Annotated in this window: 19 protein-coding genes and 7 tRNA genes; 4 read left to right on the plus strand and 22 right to left on the minus strand. The window is 67.1% G+C overall.

All coding sequences use genetic code 11. The features are described from left to right. Positions 1 to 14 precede the first annotated feature (14 nt). From ruvA to E3T34_RS06170, 14 genes are all read right to left on the minus strand, one after another. Positions 15 to 638, minus strand: coding sequence for a Holliday junction branch migration protein RuvA (gene ruvA, locus E3T34_RS06105; RefSeq protein WP_134342473.1), 624 nt, complete (start codon positions 636 to 638; stop codon positions 15 to 17). After that, complete coding sequence (ruvC, locus tag E3T34_RS06110; RefSeq protein ID WP_104100487.1) at positions 635 to 1,237, minus strand: crossover junction endodeoxyribonuclease RuvC; 603 nt, start codon at positions 1,235 to 1,237, stop codon at positions 635 to 637. Before ruvC ends, ruvA begins: the two co-directional genes overlap by 4 nt. A 6-nt stretch (positions 1,238 to 1,243) precedes the next feature. Beyond that, on the minus strand, positions 1,244 to 2,008 hold the full coding sequence (locus E3T34_RS06115) for a YebC/PmpR family DNA-binding transcriptional regulator (protein ID WP_134342474.1): 765 nt from the start codon (positions 2,006 to 2,008) through the stop codon (positions 1,244 to 1,246). A gap of 150 nt (positions 2,009 to 2,158) precedes the next feature. After that, the gene (locus E3T34_RS06120; protein ID WP_134342475.1) at positions 2,159 to 2,701 is read right to left on the minus strand and encodes a DUF1697 domain-containing protein; all 543 of its coding nucleotides are present in this window, start codon (positions 2,699 to 2,701) and stop codon (positions 2,159 to 2,161) included. A 9-nt stretch (positions 2,702 to 2,710) separates the two neighbouring features. After that, entirely contained in the window at positions 2,711 to 3,304 is a 594-nt protein-coding gene (gene pdxT, locus E3T34_RS06125) for a pyridoxal 5'-phosphate synthase glutaminase subunit PdxT (protein ID WP_134342476.1), read from the minus strand. 10 nt (positions 3,305 to 3,314) lie between these two features. Next, positions 3,315 to 4,211, minus strand: coding sequence for a pyridoxal 5'-phosphate synthase lyase subunit PdxS (gene pdxS, locus E3T34_RS06130; RefSeq protein WP_104100483.1), 897 nt, complete (start codon positions 4,209 to 4,211; stop codon positions 3,315 to 3,317). Positions 4,212 to 4,279: 68 nt separating this feature from the next. Then, positions 4,280 to 4,843: an HIT domain-containing protein gene (locus E3T34_RS06135; RefSeq protein ID WP_104100482.1), complete on the minus strand. Its 564-nt coding sequence runs from the start codon at positions 4,841 to 4,843 to the stop codon at positions 4,280 to 4,282. Between the two features lies 1 nt (position 4,844). Continuing rightward, entirely contained in the window at positions 4,845 to 6,767 is a 1,923-nt protein-coding gene (gene thrS / locus E3T34_RS06140; protein ID WP_241977352.1) for a threonine--tRNA ligase, read from the minus strand. Positions 6,768 to 6,929: 162 nt separating this feature from the next. Continuing rightward, positions 6,930 to 7,001 (minus strand) — tRNA-Val (locus E3T34_RS06145). 25 nt (positions 7,002 to 7,026) lie between these two features. Then, positions 7,027 to 7,100 (minus strand) — tRNA-Cys (locus E3T34_RS06150). Positions 7,101 to 7,149: 49 nt separating this feature from the next. Next, positions 7,150 to 7,221 (minus strand) — tRNA-Gly (locus tag E3T34_RS06155). 178 nt (positions 7,222 to 7,399) lie between these two features. Continuing rightward, positions 7,400 to 7,471, minus strand: a tRNA-Val gene (locus E3T34_RS06160). A 39-nt stretch (positions 7,472 to 7,510) separates the two neighbouring features. Further along, positions 7,511 to 7,584 (minus strand) — tRNA-Cys (locus tag E3T34_RS06165). A gap of 49 nt (positions 7,585 to 7,633) precedes the next feature. Further along, positions 7,634 to 7,705, minus strand: a tRNA-Gly gene (locus tag E3T34_RS06170). 155 nt (positions 7,706 to 7,860) lie between these two features. On the opposite strand from E3T34_RS06170, the gene E3T34_RS06175 reads away from it, so the two are divergent. Further along, positions 7,861 to 7,933 (plus strand) — tRNA-Val (locus E3T34_RS06175). Positions 7,934 to 8,009: 76 nt separating this feature from the next. On the opposite strand, the gene E3T34_RS06180 is transcribed toward E3T34_RS06175, so the two are convergent. Both E3T34_RS06180 and E3T34_RS06185 read right to left on the minus strand, forming a co-directional pair. Next, on the minus strand, positions 8,010 to 8,171 hold the full coding sequence (locus E3T34_RS06180; RefSeq protein WP_134342478.1) for a hypothetical protein: 162 nt from the start codon (positions 8,169 to 8,171) through the stop codon (positions 8,010 to 8,012). Positions 8,172 to 8,232: 61 nt separating this feature from the next. Further along, positions 8,233 to 8,406 carry a CsbD family protein gene (locus tag E3T34_RS06185; protein WP_104100480.1) on the minus strand — a complete coding sequence of 58 codons (174 nt, stop codon included), beginning with the start codon at positions 8,404 to 8,406 and terminating at the stop codon, positions 8,233 to 8,235. A gap of 78 nt (positions 8,407 to 8,484) precedes the next feature. On the opposite strand from E3T34_RS06185, the gene E3T34_RS06190 reads away from it, so the two are divergent. After that, positions 8,485 to 9,195 (plus strand): M50 family metallopeptidase, encoded by a 711-nt coding sequence (locus tag E3T34_RS06190; protein ID WP_104100479.1) that lies wholly within the window; start codon positions 8,485 to 8,487, stop codon positions 9,193 to 9,195. A gap of 24 nt (positions 9,196 to 9,219) precedes the next feature. Here the strand turns inward: E3T34_RS06190 and E3T34_RS06195 are convergent, their stop codons facing one another. Further along, positions 9,220 to 9,723, minus strand: coding sequence for a GNAT family N-acetyltransferase (locus E3T34_RS06195; protein ID WP_104171045.1), 504 nt, complete (start codon positions 9,721 to 9,723; stop codon positions 9,220 to 9,222). Between the two features lie 534 nt (positions 9,724 to 10,257). On the opposite strand from E3T34_RS06195, the gene E3T34_RS15780 reads away from it, so the two are divergent. Then, the gene (locus E3T34_RS15780; RefSeq protein ID WP_166785841.1) at positions 10,258 to 10,413 is read left to right on the plus strand and encodes a hypothetical protein; all 156 of its coding nucleotides are present in this window, start codon (positions 10,258 to 10,260) and stop codon (positions 10,411 to 10,413) included. A 574-nt stretch (positions 10,414 to 10,987) separates the two neighbouring features. Here the strand turns inward: E3T34_RS15780 and E3T34_RS06200 are convergent. The 5 genes from E3T34_RS06200 to E3T34_RS06220 all read right to left on the minus strand — a co-directional run bounded on the left by E3T34_RS06200 (position 10,988) and on the right by E3T34_RS06220 (position 15,581). Then, entirely contained in the window at positions 10,988 to 11,719 is a 732-nt protein-coding gene (locus E3T34_RS06200; RefSeq protein WP_104099625.1) for a YqjF family protein, read from the minus strand. A 152-nt stretch (positions 11,720 to 11,871) separates the two neighbouring features. Then, positions 11,872 to 13,317 carry a flotillin family protein gene (locus tag E3T34_RS06205; protein ID WP_166785842.1) on the minus strand — a complete coding sequence of 482 codons (1,446 nt, stop codon included), beginning with the start codon at positions 13,315 to 13,317 and terminating at the stop codon, positions 11,872 to 11,874. A gap of 132 nt (positions 13,318 to 13,449) precedes the next feature. Continuing rightward, entirely contained in the window at positions 13,450 to 14,874 is a 1,425-nt protein-coding gene (locus E3T34_RS15985) for a LuxR C-terminal-related transcriptional regulator (RefSeq protein ID WP_198412266.1), read from the minus strand. Next, a complete protein-coding gene (locus tag E3T34_RS06215) occupies positions 14,859 to 15,242 on the minus strand; it encodes a hypothetical protein (protein WP_134342480.1) in 384 nt (127 codons plus the stop codon). Before E3T34_RS06215 ends, E3T34_RS15985 begins: the two co-directional genes overlap by 16 nt. Before the next feature lie 72 nt (positions 15,243 to 15,314). Beyond that, positions 15,315 to 15,581 (minus strand): hypothetical protein, encoded by a 267-nt coding sequence (locus E3T34_RS06220; RefSeq protein WP_134342481.1) that lies wholly within the window; start codon positions 15,579 to 15,581, stop codon positions 15,315 to 15,317. Between the two features lie 608 nt (positions 15,582 to 16,189). Here E3T34_RS06220 and E3T34_RS16430 point away from each other — a divergent pair. Further along, complete coding sequence (locus E3T34_RS16430; protein WP_255409010.1) at positions 16,190 to 16,291, plus strand: SHOCT domain-containing protein; 102 nt, start codon at positions 16,190 to 16,192, stop codon at positions 16,289 to 16,291. Positions 16,292 to 16,314 lie beyond the last annotated feature (23 nt).

The following is a 16,314-nucleotide window of genomic DNA, read 5'->3' on the forward strand; positions in this document are numbered from 1 at the left end:
ACCCTGTGCGCCGGTCACGGGCGACGCTCCGATGCCTGCTGGGCCGGGCCGAGCCTGACGAGTACGAGGCGAAGGAGCGCTGCGACGCCGACCTGCCCGGGTTCCACGGTCTCCGCGAGGGTCTCGTCGACGGCCTCGGCGGCCACCTTCTCCGACCAGCCGAGCCCGATCAGGGCGGCCTGCACGTTCGCCGACACGCTGGTGGGCTCCGGGCGGGCGGATGCCGCGGCCGTGACGGTCACGAACACCTTGCCGGCCAGGGAGAGCACGATCAGTTTGGCCGTTTTCGGGCCGATGCCGCTGACCTTGCGGAAAGCGCCGTCGTCTTCTGCCGAGACGGCCTGCGCGATCTGGACGGGGCTGAGCACCGCGAGTACGCCGAGGGCCGATTTCGGGCCGACCCCGGTGACGCCGACCAAAAGCTCGAAGACCTCGAGTTCGTCGGCGGACGGGAATCCGAAGAGGGTGAGCGAGTCCTCGCGCACGATAAGGGTGGTCGAAAGCCGGGCCTCCGTGCCGACGCGCAGGGAGAGCGCAGTGGCCGGGGTGACCTGTACGGCCAGACCGACTCCCCCGACCTCGATCACGGCCGTGGAACCCACGGCAGACAGGACAAGGCCACGAACGGAAGCAATCACCGCTTCAGACTACGGGGCACCGGCGACACTGCGCTGCGCTCGGCGGCGCGCCACGCCTTCTGGGCCGGGGTCAGGGTGCCGGGGACCACGTCGGCGCTGGTGGGCAGGGTGCCGCCGGCCGCCCCGGTGCGCCAGGCATGGCAGATCGCGATGGCCAGCGCGTCTGCGGCATCCGCGGGCTTGGGCACCTCGGCCAGGCCCAGCACCCGCGCCACCATGGCGCCGACCTGGGCTTTGTCGGCGGACCCGTAGCCGGTGATGGCTGCCTTGACCTCGCTCGGGGTGTGCAGGGTGACCGTCAGCCCACGCTGAGCGGCCAGGAGCAGCGCGACGCCGCTCAGCTGGGCGGTGCCCATCACGGTGCTGACATTGTCCTGAGCGAACACCCTCTCGATGGCGACGACCGCCGGCTTGTGCCGGTCGAGCAGGTCTTCCAGGCCCCGGCTGATCAGCAGGAGCCTCTGCTCGAGCGGCAAGTCCGGCGAGCTGCGCAGCACGGTCACGTCGACCAGGGACGCGGATCGGTTGGCGGCGACGTCTACGATTCCGACGCCGCAGCGGGTCAGCCCGGGATCGATGCCCAGAACCCGGACCGACACAGCGCGCTACTCGGCTTCGGCCTGAAGCTCCGCGACGACCTCGGGCGACACGTCGTAGTTACTGTAGATGTTCTGCACGTCGTCAAGTTCTTCGAGGGCGTCGATCAGTCGGAACACCTTGCGGGCGGTTTCGGCGTCGACCTCTACCTTGAGCTGGGGCACGAACGCGATGTCGGCGGAGTCGTAGTCGATCCCGGCGGTCTGCAGGGCGGTCCGGGTCGGGACGAGATCGTGCGCTTCGCTGAAAACCTCGAACTTCTCACCGTCGTCGACGACCTCTTCGGCGCCCGCGTCGAGCACGGCGAGGAGCACGTCATCTTCGCTGAGGCCGTTGCTCTTCGGCACGACGACGATGCCCTTGCGGTGGAAGTTGTACGCGACGCTGCCGGGGTCGGCCATGTTGCCGCCGTTTCTGGACATGGTGGTGCGCACCTCGGCGGCCGCGCGGTTCTTGTTGTCGGTCAAACACTCGATCATGACGGCGACGCCGTGCGCGGCGTAGCCCTCATACATGATGGTGGTGTAGTCGACTACTTCGCCAGACAGGCCGGCGCCGCGCTTGACGGCACGGTCAATGTTGTCGTTGGGAACAGAGGTCTTCTTGGCTTTCTGGATCGCGTCGACCAGGGTCGGGTTGCCCGACAGGTCGGCGCCACCCATGCGGGCCGCGACTTCGATGTTCTTGATCAACTTGGCGAAGGCCTTGGCCCGACGCGAGTCGGTGACCGCCTTCTGGTGCTTTGTTGTCGCCCACTTGGAATGTCCGGACATAAGTCTCCCGTTGTCTTTGGCTGTCGTGACGTGGCTGTCGATTGGCGCGGAGGTGCCGCCGCCGTGCTGGTCGCTGCACTACTGGTGCCATTGGTCGCTGCACCGTGAGGTGCGCCTCATTCTAACCCGCGATGCCTGATGGGCCGGGCTTCACGCGCCCGGGGCCGCGGCGATCAGTTTGTTCAGGGTGCGGAGGTTGCGGGTGGTGGTGGTCGACCGGTACCGGGCCTTGCCGCTCAGCTTGCTGAACGGACTGTTGATGCCGATGCTTCGGCGCACCTGCCAGTAGAGCACGCCGGTTCCGGGCCGAACCTGCTCCGTTTCCGGGTCCGGTTCCCCAGCCGCCTCGAGCAGTTCGTCGAGCGCGGTCCGCGCCGATCCGAACACGACATACGGATGCCAACCGTCCCGCTCCGCATCGAATGGGAACGCCCGCGCCACCATGTCGAGTGCGTCGACGCCGAGCAGCACGATCCACGCCTGATAACCGAAGTTGTCGGAGAGAGCGCGTTCGATTGTGGCCTTGAGGGCCGCGGCATCCGTCTCGCCCGCCGTGAAGAGCACGTTACCGCTGGCCAGAACCGTGCGGACATCCGTGTAGCCGAGCCCGCGGAACACGGCCCGCAGGTCCGTCATCGTGATCGTGATCCCGTTGACGTTGATTCCGCGCAGGAGCGCCACCCAGCCGGCCATGACCGGAGCCTAGTAGCGGAAGCCGGCGGTGGCCACCTTCTGCAGGAAATAGTCGTGGAACCGGTGCTCCCCGGTGATCTCGGGGTGGAATGAGGTTCCGAGCAGGTTGTCCTGCTCGACCGCGACGCAGCGCCCGTCCGAGAGCGTGGCTATCGCGCGGGCCCGGGTCCCGACGGACTCCACCACGGGGGCGCGGATGAAAATGGCGTGCACCGGCGGCTCACCGAGCACCGGCACGTCGAGGTCGGTCTCGAAAGAGAGCGTCTGCGAACCGAAGGCGTTGCGACGCACGGCGATGTCGAAGCCGCCGATGCTCTGCTGCCCTTCGATCCCGTCGATGACGGTGTCGGCGAGCATGATCAGGCCCGCGCAGGTGCCGTAGACGGGCAGGCCGGCCCGCACGGCCTCGGCCAGCGGTTCCGCCACGCCGAACGCGCGGGCCAGTTTGTCCATGACGCTGGATTCGCCGCCGGGGATCACGAGCCCGCTGATGCGGTCCAGTTCCTCTGGGCGGCGGATGAGTTCGACTTCGGCGCCGAGGGACCGCAGTACCTCGGCGTGCTCACGAAAGTCACCCTGCAGGGCGAGAACTCCAACGCTCACGAACGGGTATCTACCAGCCGCGCTCTGAGAGGCGGTGCGGCGCAGCCAGATCGGACACGTTGATGCCGACCATGGCCTCGCCGAGTCCGCGCGAGACGGATGCGATGACGCTGGGGTCGTCGTAGAAGGTGACGGCCTTGACGATGGCGTTGGCGCGGGCCTGCGGGTTGCCCGACTTGAAGATGCCGGAGCCGACGAATACACCGTCCGCACCCATCTGCATCATCAGGGCCGCGTCGGCGGGGGTGGCCACGCCACCCGCGACGAAGAGCACGACGGGGAGCTTGCCGGTGGCGGCGATCTCGGCGACGAGTTCGTACGGCGCCTGCAGTTCCTTCGCGGCGACGTACAGTTCGTCCTTGGTCAGAGCCGACAGGCGGGCGACCTCACCCTTGATGGTGCGGATGTGCTTCATGGCCTCCGAGACGTCGCCGGTGCCGGCTTCGCCCTTGGACCTGATCATGGCCGCGCCCTCGTTGATGCGGCGAAGCGCCTCACCCAGGTTGGTCGCGCCACAGACGAACGGGACCGTGAAGTTCCACTTGTCGATGTGGTTGACGTAGTCAGCCGGGCTCAGCACCTCGGACTCGTCGATGTAATCGACGTTCAGGGCCTGAAGGATTTGAGCTTCGACGAAGTGGCCGATGCGCGCCTTGGCCATCACCGGGATGGATACCTCGGCGATGATGCTGTCGATCAGGTCGGGGTCGCTCATGCGGGCAACGCCACCCTGGGAACGGATGTCGGCGGGAACGCGCTCAAGGGCCATGACGGCGACAGCACCGGCGTCCTCGGCGATGCGAGCCTGCTCGGCGTTGACGACGTCCATGATGACGCCGCCCTTCATCATGTCGGCGAGACCACGCTTGACGCGGCTCGAACCAAAGGCGGAAGTGGTTTCAGTCATAGCTTTGATTCTATTCCTTGGGTGGTGTCGATTCCGCCCGGCGGGTGCCGGTGGAGGGGTATATACGGCTAGTTGCCATCCTGGGGCCAGCCCTCGGCGACTTCGCGCCGCACATCGCCCAGAAGACGGGGAATCGCCTTCGTTCCGGCGATGATCGGGAAGAAGTTCGAGTCGAGCGCCCAGCGGGGAACGATGTGCTGGTGTAGGTGCTCGGCAATGCCCGCGCCGGCAATTCGGCCTTGGTTCATGCCGATGTTGAAGCCGTCGCAGTGCGACACCGCCTTGAGCACACGCATGGCCACCTGGGTGAGACTGCCGATCTCGGCGACCTCCTCCGGACTGGCCTCATCGTAAGTCGCGACGTGCCGGTACGGACAGACCAGCAGATGCCCGCTGTTATACGGGAACAGGTTCAGCAACACGTAGGCGTGCGTGCCGCGGGCCACAATCAGTGCCTTCTCGTCGGTCATGCTCGGGGCCAGGCAGAAGGGGCAGTCATCCGGGTGCGGCTGCTGGCCGTCCTGGATGTAGACCAGGCGGTGCGGGGTCCATAGCCGTTGGAAGGCATCCGGAACCGCGGCGAACTCGGACGACTGCTCGAGCCCCTCGAACTCGTCGCTGTGCGTGTCCATCTCAGACCTGGCCCTGGGTCGTGACCTGCGCGCGCGCATGGATCGCGGCGATGATGCGACGGATGGCCTCGTCGGCCGGTACGCCGTTCTCCTGGGTGCCGTCGCGGAACCGGAAGCTCACCGAGCGATTGGAGCGGTCATCCTCGCCGACGATCAGCTGGAAGGGCACCTTCGCCTTGGTGTGGTTGCGGATCTTCTTCTGCATGCGGTCGTCGGAGTGGTCGACCTGGGCGCGCACGCCTGCCGTCTCGAGCCGGCCGATGATTTCGTCGAGGTATGGACCGTATTGCTCGGACACGGGGATGCCGACGACCTGCACCGGGGACAGCCACACCGGGAACGCCCCGGCGTAGTGCTCGGTGAGCACGGCGAAGAAGCGTTCGATCGAACCGAACAGGGCCCGGTGGATCATCACCGGGCGCTGGCGGGAGCCGTCGGAGGCGGTGTACTCGAGGTCGAACCGTTCCGGCAGGTTGAAGTCCAGCTGGATGGTGGACATCTGCCAGGTGCGGCCGATCGCGTCGCGGGCCTGCACGGAGATCTTCGGGCCGTAGAAGGCGGCGCCGCCCGGGTCGGCCACGAGTTCGAGACCGGATGCTTCGGCGACTTCGCGCAAGGTGTCGGTCGCTTCCGCCCAGGCCTCGTCGGTGCCGACGAACTTCTTCGGGTCCTTCGTGGAGAGCTCGAGGTAGTAGTCCTCGAGGCCGTAGTCGGCGAGCAGCTTGAGCACGAAGTTGAGGGTGCTGGTGAGCTCCTCTTTCATGCCTTCGCGGGTCGTGTAGATGTGCGCGTCGTCCTGGGTCATGCCGCGCACGCGGGTGAGGCCGTGCACGACGCCGGACTTCTCGTAGCGGTAGACCGAGCCGAATTCGAACAGGCGCATGGGCAGGTCGCGGTAGCTGCGGCCACTGGAGCGGAAGATCAGGTTGTGGAACGGGCAGTTCATCGGCTTGAGGTAGTAGTCGACGCCCTGACGGGTCATGTGGCCGTCGGCGTCGTACTCCGCGTCGAGTCTCATCGGCGGGAACATGCCATCGGCGTACCAGTCGAGGTGACCGGACGTCTCGAACAGGTTCGACTTGGTGATGTGCGGCGTGTAGACGAAGTCGTAGCCGGCCTCGGTGTGGCGCTTGCGGGAGTAGTTCTCCATCTCCTGACGGATGATGCCGCCCCTGGGGTGGAAGACGGGCAGGCCGGAGCCGATCTCCTCGGGGAAGCTGAAGAGGTCGAGTTCGGCGCCGAGCTTGCGATGGTCGCGCTTGGCGGCCTCCTCCTGGCGGGCTTGGTAGGCCCGCAGTTCGTCCTTGGTGGCCCAGGCGGTGCCGTAGATGCGCTGCAGCTGCGGGTTCTTCTCGGACCCGCGCCAGTAGGCGGCGGCCAGACGGGTCAGGGAGTAGCCGTTGCCGATCATGCGCGTGTTCGGCAGGTGGGGACCGCGGCAGAGGTCTTTCCAGAGCGTCTCCCCCGTCTTCGGGTCCACGTTGTCGTAAATGGTGAGTTCGGCGCCGCCGACCTCGACCGACTCGTTGTCGACGGTCTCGGCGGCTCCGCCCTTGAGCCCGATCAGTTCGAGCTTGTACGGCTCGGCGGCGAGTTCGTCCCGGGCCTGGTCGTCGGTGACGACGCGGCGCACGAACCGCTGGCCCTGGCGGATGATGCGGTCCATGGCCTTCTCGAGCGACTTGATGTCCTCGGGGGTGAATGCCTCTTCAACGTCGAAGTCGTAGTAGAAACCATCGGTGACGGGCGGGCCGATGCCCAGGCGCGCCGCCGGGTTCACGGTCTGCACGGCCTGTGCGAGCACGTGCGCGGCCGAGTGGCGCAGGATGCTGAGGCCGTCGGGCGAGCCGATGGTCACCGGTTCGACGACATCCGTCGGAGTCACCGTCGTGGCGAGATCCTTGAGCTCGCCGTTGACGCGCATTGCGACAACGGACCGGTCGGTGAATAGCTCAAAGCCGTCAGCCACGTGTATTACTCCTTCAGTATTGTTCGAACCCCAATAACTTTAGCGGCGCGCCTCGACCACGACGGGCACGGCCATTTTGGGCAAAGAAAAACCCCCGAGTTACCGGGGGTTTGCCTGTGGGCGATACTGGGATCGAACCAGTGACCTCTTCCGTGTCAGGGAAGCGCGCTACCGCTGCGCCAATCGCCCATTCTCTGAAAAGACAATCCAGAAGTGGAGGTGGATACGGGATTCGAACCCGTGTACACGGCTTTGCAGGCCGCTGCCTCGCCTCTCGGCCAACCCACCACATACGATTCGTACCAAAAAGAACCGGCTTTGCGGCCGATTCCATTCGAGCGGATGACGAGATTCGAACTCGCGACCCTCACCTTGGCAAGGTGATGCGCTACCACTGCGCCACATCCGCACTTATCAACGTTTCCGCTGACTTGAAAGACTCTAGCCGATTCCGGCCGAACCCGCCGCACCCTCCCCGGCGATTCATCGCGGCGAGCCCGAGGAAGGCCCGACTGCACCTGGATTTCCGGTGCTGTGCGGGCAAAAAAACCCCCGCTTTACCGGGGGTTATCTGTTTCCCAACTCTGTGGGCGATACTGGGATCGAACCAGTGACCTCTTCCGTGTCAGGGAAGCGCGCTACCGCTGCGCCAATCGCCCATTTCCTGAAAATCATTCCTGCATTGCGACTTCCGGGATTGGAGGTGGATACGGGATTCGAACCCGTGTACACGGCTTTGCAGGCCGTTGCCTCGCCTCTCGGCCAACCCACCACTTGGGATTCGTACCGAAAGAAACCGGCCTCGCGGCCGATCCCATTCGAGCGGATGACGAGATTCGAACTCGCGACCCTCACCTTGGCAAGGTGATGCGCTACCACTGCGCCACATCCGCAACTGCCCGCATTTCTGCGCGCTTGGAAGACTCTAGCCGATAGTCCTGTTCATATTCAAACCGAGTCGTTCCGGCGTGTTGAGGCCCCCACGATGTGCGCCTTCCACCCGGTCTGGGTTAGTATCGAGACTTGTGGCTACAGTACGAGGCCACAGGGGCGATTGGCGCAGTTGGTAGCGCGCTTCCTTCACACGGAAGAGGTCATCGGTTCGAGTCCGGTATCGCCCACAGCCAAGAAAAAGCCCCGAAAGTCGGGGCTTTTTCTTTTTCTCGGTACGGGTTGGAGACCACATGCGCGGCCCGGTCAGGCCCGCTTCCCGGAGATCGTCCGGGCAAGCCAGACGATCAGCGCGATCACGACGAGCACGATGCCGACCCAGATTAGGAAGTTGAGCGACTCGACGAACCCTCCGGTGAACAGAAGCGCGATGGCGATGATGGCAACAATGACGAGGATTACGTTCATCCTGCTCGCCGTCCTTTCTTTTGATTGACGTGCACTGATGGTGTGGAGATGCGGATTCGACTCAATCAGTGACGGCGTCCTTGACGTTCTCACCGGCCTGCTTGAGGTTTGCCCTGGCCTGTTCAGCCTTGCCCTCGGCTTCCAGCCGCTCGTTGTCGGTCAATTTGCCGGCGGCCTCCTTTGCCTTGCCCACGGCTTCCTCGGCCGAGTTCTTCATCTTGTCCGAAGCACTCATGGGGACCGTCCTTTCACTCGTATCCAGCTTTTGCGATCAGTATAAAGCTCCCGCCCAAGGTAATCTAGGCTGAAATCCATGGACGGGCTTGTCGATCTCTGGGGGCAACTCTCCGCCCGAAACGAGCCTCTGCCCGCGATCACGGCCTGGCTGACCATCGCGGCCGCTGCCGTGCTCGTGCTGGTGCCGGCCGCGTGGCGGGTCACCCGCCACGTCATCACGATCGCGCACGAGGGCGGCCATGCGGTGGTCGCGACGGTGAGCGGTCGCCGGCTCGGCGGTATCCGTCTGCATTCCGACACCTCGGGGTTGACCGTCAGCAGCGGACGCCCGCGCGGACCCGGCATGGTGCTGACCCTGCTGGCCGGCTATACCGCCCCTGCCCTGCTGGGGCTCGGCGCGGCACGGATGCTCAGCCTCGGCTACGACATCGGCCTGTTGTGGCTGTCGCTGGCGGCCCTGGCACTGCTGCTCGTGCAGATCCGCAACTGGTTCGGACTGTGGTCCGTCCTCGTTACCGCTGGACTGGTCTTCGGCATCACCTGGTTCGGCACTCCTCCGGTGCAGAGCGTCTTCGCCCTGCTGATCACGGCGTTTCTGCTGCTCGGGGCTGTGCGCACCGTGGTCGAGCTCCAGCGGTCCCGGTCGCGGAGCCGCGGTACCGCCTCCGACGCCGACCAGCTGGCCCGTCTGACCCACATCCCGGGCGTGGTCTGGGTGGCCGTGTTCTTCACCGCGACGATCGCATGCGCAGGGTTCGCCGGACGGCTCCTCGGTCTGCTTGCCTGATCCTGCCCCGCGAGGGTGCTGCCGTCAGGAGACCGTCGGCACGGCGTGTTTGAAGCCCACGTGGGACGCGGTGAAGCCCAGCCGTTCATAGAACCGGTGCGCGTCGACGCGCGCTGCGTCCGACGTGAGCTGGACGAGTTGAGCCCCGAAGGCCGGGGCATTCTGCACGGCCCACCGAATCATGGCTCCGCCGAGCCCGCGGCTCCTCTGATCCGAGCGAACCCGGACGGCCTCGATCTGCAACCGGGTGGACCCGACACGGGCGAGCCCAGGGATGACGGTGAGCTGCATGGTGGCCAGCACCTCGCCCAAAAGCGACGTCGCGACCAGCAACTGTTGGGCCGGATCTGCGTCGATTGCGGCGAATGCCCGTTCGTAGGCGACGCGATCTTCCGGCCGGTCGGCGTCGCCTCGGGAAGCGCTGATGGAGTCGTCGGCGAGAAGCCCCACGATTGCAGACAGATCCTGGGACAGGGCGCGCCGAAGGAGCACAGCGCCGGCGGGAAGGGTGAGGGTGACGTCGACCATTCTCCGAGTATCCCAAATGCCGCCTTCGCGTCTGTGCTCGGGTGAGCTGGGCCCGGGTCTGGGCCCGAGCCCCAGCCCCAGCCCCAGCCCCAGCCCCAGCCCCAGCCCCAGCCCCAGCCCCAGCCCCAGCCCATGATTGTGCCACTGGGGTCTCGCTGGGTGAGCAGCCGGAACCAATTCGACGGAGATTCTCCGGAAAAACGGGATTTCCAAACGATTTAGGGCCGATTTTGACAAAATCACCGTCGAATTCGTTCGGGAGAGCCTGCCGCTCTCACGCTGGCGACGACAACGCTCATGAAGTCCGCGCTGTGTCAGACCGCGTTGAGTCCGCGTAACGCGGCTTGACGGTTGCGGTCGACTCCATGCGCGAGCATGCGCACGAGATGTCGATCGTGGGGCTGCACCCGGGAGAGTGCGACCCAGGCGACATCCTCGGCGCAGGTGGTCGGGCCGGGGGCTTCCCCGATCGGACCGGCCCCCTCCGATCAGGGCCGCGCCGATGACCAGCAGCACTACGCTCATGATCGTGGCATGGTGGCGCACCAGGAGCTCGACGGTTCGGTCGGAGCCGAGCGGATGACCCTGGCAGGCTCGCTCACGAGCCTGCGCCCCGTCGGCGACGTCCACTCACGTAAGCCGCCGCCGCGGTGCAACACCCGCCAACCGGTCTCGCTCGTCAGCGCATGACAGCCCGCAGACAGACGTGCCGGATTGTCGTGCGCGGTCAGCCCATCGAACTATCAATCCAGGGAATGCTCGATATCGCAGTTTGCGACCGACCGGTTGCAGCCTGGAAACCGGCAGGTTTGACCCACACCCGCAGGAACCGTTTCGGGTCTTCCGGCACCATCTACCGGTCGCGGCCGACCAAGAGCACCGCCCCCGCCTCCGGACGCACCAGAATCCGGGTGAAGCTCGGCACCCGACCGCGATCCGCCGGGCCGTCTCCGCGGCGATCGGACCGCAGCGCCACCTTCTCAGCACGGTCGTAGAGCGTCCGCGACGCCATGCCGCGGGGCCTGGTACGTCAACTTCGACGCCGGCAACCTGCCTGCCGAACGCAGAACCTCCACCTCGAACGCCGGCCTCACCTCGTCGGCACCGACCACGCCTGAACGATCACCACCCTCGCATGCTGACAACTGATCTCACCCGGCTCCAACACGGCGCGGGCCAGCCCGAAGCGACGCGCGCCTCGACCGGTTCCGCCCGCCGAGCGAACGCCCCGTCCTACCTTGCCTCGATAGCGTCGGCCCGCGACTCAGCCGGCGGCGCCGAACCAGGTGGTGACCCCGGGCGAATACAGCACGGAATCCGGCTCGCGTCCGGCCAGCCCGGGGAACCCCGCCACGGCGAGCAGGGTGTCGTCAAGGCTCACCAGTTCGGCCTCGAAGAGCTCCCACGGCTCATGGTGGTTGCGCAGGTGCACCGTGCGGCCACGCGTACGGGTGAATAGAGCCCAGCGGGCGGTCAGGAAATCGGCGAGCGGGTCGCCGACGACCGGGCGGGCAGTCGGCCGCACCACGATCTCGGTGTGCGCCCCGGCGGCCAGGTGTCGGCGCGCGGTGTAGCGGTACTCCCCCGCCCCGACCTCAAGCTTGGTGCGGGACCACATGTACGGGATCGAGAACAATGCCCGGGCCGCCAGCACAGCCGCCAGCCGGGAGGCCTCCAGCGAGACGAAGACCACGCCGCGGTGCCCGTTCGCATCCACCGCGTACAGGCGCACGTTCACCTCAACGAAGGTGCCGAAGTAGGGAATGGGCGGACTGCCGAAGACGGTGGCCCGGTCCAGCACGAACGGGATCAGCCCAACCCAGCTAGCGCCGTCGAATTCGTCGGGCACGAGACCGTCCGGCAGCAGCGGAGCCACGAGAGCGGCGTCCACGCGCCAGTGCACGAATATCAGATTCGACCAGCGCTGGCTCGAGGACGCTCGCCCGGCCAGCAGGGGCGCAACGGCCGAGACCGGGTCCATCGCGGCATCCGTCATCTGGAAATCTCCCCTTGTTCCCGAGCCCATGCGGACCGGACTGCGGCATTCTGTGAACATCAACGCTACTCGCACCGGGACCAGGTCGACGCCCTCGAAATGCGAGCGATCCAGGCGCGAAGGCCTGAATCAGCGTCCGACCTGACTGCGTGCTATGCCTCGACGGCCGGCGCGGCCAGAGCGCTGTCGACGTCGGCCTGCTGGGCGGTCGTGAGTGAGGCCTGTGGCTTGGCGGTTTTGGTCGCGGCCGCTCCGACAGCGGCTCCACCGACGAGGTTGCCGAGCAGTTCCCGGATGCCGATACCCATGGTCGACTTGAGCACGCCGTCGACCTCGGTGATACCGGAAGCGACATTCTTGGTCAGTTGGCTGGCGCCATCCGTGGAGATGACCGTCAGGTTGTCGATGTTCGACATCGGAGCGGCCAGCTCGCGGGCGATCTCGGGCAGCATTTCCACCATGCGAAGCTGGATCAGCGCCTCACTCTGCTCGGCGACGGCCTCGGCGGACAGCCGGGTAGCGGTCGCCTCAGCGGTACCGCGGGCGAGGATGGCGTCGGCCTCGGCCTGCCCCTCCGCGCGGAGGGCCTCGGCGTTGGCGATGCGGCTGTCGCGGTCGGCGTTCGCGCCGGCCACGGCGGCCTCCGCCGCCGCGATGGCGGTCACCCGGATGCGGTACGCCTCGGCGTCGGCGATCGCGTTGACCTCGGACTCAAGCTCGGCCTTGCGGAGAGATGCGCGCCGCTGGGCGGTGAGCTCCTGCTCCTGCACGATGGCCTGCTGGGCCTTGGCCTCGGCCAGCGGCTTGGCCGCGGCGGCTTCGGCGGCGGCCTTGTCGGTGTCCAGCTGCAGCGCCGCTTTTCGAAGTGCGAGCGTGTTCTGGGCCTCGGCGATGGCCTGCTCGGCCAGAATGGCGGCCTCCTGTGCCTCCCGGTTGGCCGCGTGCTCGGCAACCTCGGCCTGGCGCCGCACCTTAGCCTGCTCGGCGCGTCCGAGGTCCCGGATGTAGTCGTTCTCGTCAGTGATGCCCTTAATCTCGAACGAGTCCACGTCGACGCCCTGGTTGGCCAGGGACTCCCGGGCGGTCGCCAGCACCGAGGAGCCGAGCTCGTCGCGCTTCTGGATGATGGTCATCACGTTCGTGCCACCGATCGACGACCGCAGGGATCCCGACAGTACTTCCTGTGCGAAGCCGTCGATGTTCTTGTCCTGGCCGAGAAACCTCTGCGCGGCGGCACGAATGGCGGCCGGGTCGTCGCCGACCTTCACAATGGCGACTGCTTCCACGGTGAGAGTGACGCCGTTCTGGTCCTGGGCGACGGCCGTGATCTCGATCGCCCGGCTGCGCAGGCTGATCTTGAACGCCTTCTGGAAGAACGGGGTGATGAACACGCCTTGGCCGTGCACGACGCGTTGCCCGGATTCCTCCAGCGTGGCGCCGTCGACGATGGTCTTCTTCGATTTCTTGCCGGTGATGATCAGGGCTTCGTCCGGCCCGGCGTTCTTGTAGACGCTCTTGGCATAGAACAGGCCGATCAGGAAGACGACGATACACAGCATGATGAGACCGGGGATGGGGCTGAGCAGGAATTCAAACATGGGGTCCTTCCGTTCCGCCGGCACGAAGATCATGCACGTGGCCTGGCACTTCGCGCGGCGCGCGCGGGCACGAGACCCTCGAAGCCTAGTGGTCTGGGTCAGGCGGAACCATTCCCATTCGGGGGGTGCAGGTCAGAGCAGGCCGCGCTCCTGAGCAATAGTCACGGCCCGGGTGCGGTCGGTGTCCTCAAGCTTCTGATAGATGTTGCGCAGATAAGTTTTGACGGTGTTCGGGCTCACATTGTGCTTGCGGTCGATGTCCGCCACGGATTGATGGAAGGGCAGCTCGCGCAGCAGCACCCGCTCCCGCTCGGTGAGCGGTGCGACCGGGGCCGGGGCTGGGGCTGGGGCTGGGGCTGGGGCTGGGGCTGGGGCTGGGGCTGGGGCTGGGGCTGGGGCTGGGCAATTCTCCCCCGGCGCCTGAGCGGACCGAGTCACAATCCGGCTTGCGAAACCGTCGAGGTCCCGCAGCTGCTCAGCCAGGCGCGGCGCCCGAGCCAGACGGGCATCCGCTTCGGCAGATCGTTCACTCTCCTCAGCGATGCCGGCGAGCACGATCCAGGCGCTCACGAGCGTGGACCCGCGCCAACACCGGGCGGCCGGCGTTGCGGCGGCTTCCAGCCGCCCACCGGCGCCGTGGCGGCCCGGGGCCGGCGGGTACGCCAGGGAGCGGAGCAGCACGGCCTCCAACGAGTCCGTACCCAGCACGTTCTCCACCAGGAGCGTGACACGTCGGGCCTCGGCCCGCCCGTCCAGCGCACCGGTCAGCTCGAACCAGGGGATGCAGCACAGGCTCGGCACACGCGGGTGGGCGTCCGCATTCTCCCGCATCAAGCCGTTCAGATTCTCGAGCACCGATCGCCGCCTCGGGTCCGCCGCCGGTGCCGACAGGGACAGGAAGGTCTGGGCGGGCACGATCAGTCCGGAATCGCACACCAGAGGGTCGGCCGCGACAAGCCGTTCCAGCACGCCCTGATCGATCGGCTCGCAGCGTTCGTACCGGCGGATCTGGAGCGAGACCGAGGCGCGGGCCGCTGCGCGGTCGAACGCCGCCCCCGCCACGGATGCCACGGCACCCGTGGCCGGGCGCCCTGCGGCATCCGTCGCCCGAGCGAGTTGATCGTCGATGAGACCGGCGCGGGCCCAGTCGCCCCGGCGGGAGGCCGACACGGCGGCGAGGTCGCCGGCAAGAAGGAACAGCCATTGGTTACCGGCATTCCGCGCGGTCACAGCGACCATTCGCAGTCCCGCTTCGGCTCGCTCCGCCGCGCCCAGACCGGCGCGGCACCAGGTCTCCGCGGTGGCGGCCAGCAGGTCGACACCGAGGTCTCGCCGCCCCGGTGCGGCGCGGACGGCGCCCAGCCTGGCCAGACGGTCCCGGATTTCGTCAGGCGTCGCTGCGAAGAAGGCGGCAAGCGCGTCGATCACGAAGGTCCAGATCTCCGCACTGCCGCCGGACGCGAGCCCCACCGCCTCGAGCTCCGCCAGCAGGTGGTCGGCCTGCCCCCGGTCGGGAAAGTACGGCGCGTCCAGGAGCAGCCTCAGGGACGCCGCCACGGATGCACCTGGGTTCCGGCGCGCGCGGCCGGCTCTGCCAGGGCACGGAGGACGAGGTCGGGCGTTCCCCTGAGCACGAGATCGAGACCGAAAGCATCGAGCATCTCGGCGGCGAGGACGGGCAGCCCGGCAGCAAGCGCCTGCTCGAGAGCGTTTTGACCGTCGGCGCGGCGCGCGAACCACCGGGCCGCGGTCTCGTGAGCCGCCGCCGCCACGAAGTCACGTCGCCGCACCTCGCCCTGCAGATAGGCCAGCAGGATCGAGTGGATGCGATACGCCCTGGTGTCGTCGCCGCTCTCCCTGGTGATAAGTGCGCTGGGCCCGGCCAGCCGGTCCAGCCCAGCCCCGGCATCCGCTCGCTTCGTCACCTCGACGGCCAGGTCGACCGAGAGGACAGGCCTGACGGCGGCGCGCAGCTTCGTGTTCTCGTCACCGTCAGCTCAGCCGGCGATGATCTCCGACCGGAGGAAACCGGCCACCGCCGGATCGTCACCGTCGAAATCCACCACCAGCCGTGCGGAATCGTTCCTCCCGTGCAGGAACGGCACGATCAGCAGCAGCTCGCTCCGATCGAACGCCAGGTCCGCCGGCGGCACGTCGACCATGGAGCCGTCGCCGCGCAGTCGCGTCGGCCCTGCGCACGGCCGAGTGCGCCCGGCGACCACGAGACGGATGCCCTCGGGCACCGACGCGACCAGCTCGCCCACCAGCCCGGCCGATCCGCTTCGACACGGTCCAACCCACCGATGAACACGTACCGGGTGTCCCCGTCGCCTGACACCCCCGAGCGCCGCCCGACCTGCCGCCAGACATCAGCGGGACGGAACCGGCCCGGCTGCGCGCGTACCCAGGTGACCGACTCCCCGTTCCGGTGAAAACGGCCAGCCCAGGACGCCAGCAGGGTCATCTTCCCGGAGCCTGCCGCAGCCCACACGCAGACGCAGCGCGCTTCGCCGGCGATGAGCCGATGAAATGCACCATCAAGCCGCGGCCGTTTCACCTCAGCGGTCGACGGAGCCGGGATCGGCGTGCCGACCCCCGGTGACGGTGCAGCCGGTGACGACGCTGCAGGTGTCACGGCTCCCGGTGTCAGGGCTGCGCCCGGAAGCGCCATCTGAGCCGGTACCCGATGCGAGGTCATAGAGACGCGTCCTCCATTCGCGGCCCCGAGTGGTCGTTCAGCCTCGTCACCGTGGCTCTCGGCCTGCCCCACGGCTAGGGTGCACGCAGTTCCACGGAGTCGAGGGAGTACCAGGCGCAGACCGATCAGTGCATCCGCAGTGTCGCCGGAACCAGTGCCGGGCCCACGGAGGAGATCGGCCGGGCGAAGGCTCTGCACGATGCGGGCGCGATCACCCCGGCCGAGTTCGACGCCCTGAAGTCCCAGGCGCTGTCGAGGTCGTCCTACACCGAATAGGACAGCCACCGAATAGGACAGCA

Source organism: Cryobacterium sp. TMT1-62, assembly GCF_004403145.1.
Classification (GTDB): Bacteria; Actinomycetota; Actinomycetes; order Actinomycetales; family Microbacteriaceae; genus Cryobacterium; species Cryobacterium sandaracinum.

Bases quoted from the DNA above. Each gene is read 5' to 3' on its own strand.
- pdxS (WP_104100483.1), bottom strand. From the start codon at position 4,211: ATGACTGAAACCACTTCCGCCTTTGGTTCGAGCCGCGTCAAGCGTGGT.
- E3T34_RS06115 (WP_134342474.1), bottom strand. From the start codon at position 2,008: ATGTCCGGACATTCCAAGTGGGCGACAACAAAGCACCAGAAGGCGGTC.
- E3T34_RS06190 (WP_104100479.1), top strand. From the start codon at position 8,485: ATGGACGGGCTTGTCGATCTCTGGGGGCAACTCTCCGCCCGAAACGAG.
- E3T34_RS06180 (WP_134342478.1), bottom strand. From the start codon at position 8,171: ATGAACGTAATCCTCGTCATTGTTGCCATCATCGCCATCGCGCTTCTG.
- E3T34_RS06195 (WP_104171045.1), bottom strand. From the start codon at position 9,723: ATGGTCGACGTCACCCTCACCCTTCCCGCCGGCGCTGTGCTCCTTCGG.
- thrS (WP_241977352.1), bottom strand. From the start codon at position 6,767: ATGCGCGTCAACGGCGAGCTCAAGGATCTCGCCACGACGGTGACTCCG.
- E3T34_RS06135 (WP_104100482.1), bottom strand. From the start codon at position 4,843: ATGGACACGCACAGCGACGAGTTCGAGGGGCTCGAGCAGTCGTCCGAG.
- E3T34_RS15780 (WP_166785841.1), top strand. From the start codon at position 10,258: ATGGTGGCGCACCAGGAGCTCGACGGTTCGGTCGGAGCCGAGCGGATG.
- E3T34_RS06205 (WP_166785842.1), bottom strand. From the start codon at position 13,317: ATGTTTGAATTCCTGCTCAGCCCCATCCCCGGTCTCATCATGCTGTGT.
- E3T34_RS06120 (WP_134342475.1), bottom strand. From the start codon at position 2,701: ATGGCCGGCTGGGTGGCGCTCCTGCGCGGAATCAACGTCAACGGGATC.
- E3T34_RS06185 (WP_104100480.1), bottom strand. From the start codon at position 8,406: ATGAGTGCTTCGGACAAGATGAAGAACTCGGCCGAGGAAGCCGTGGGC.
- E3T34_RS06200 (WP_104099625.1), bottom strand. From the start codon at position 11,719: ATGACGGATGCCGCGATGGACCCGGTCTCGGCCGTTGCGCCCCTGCTG.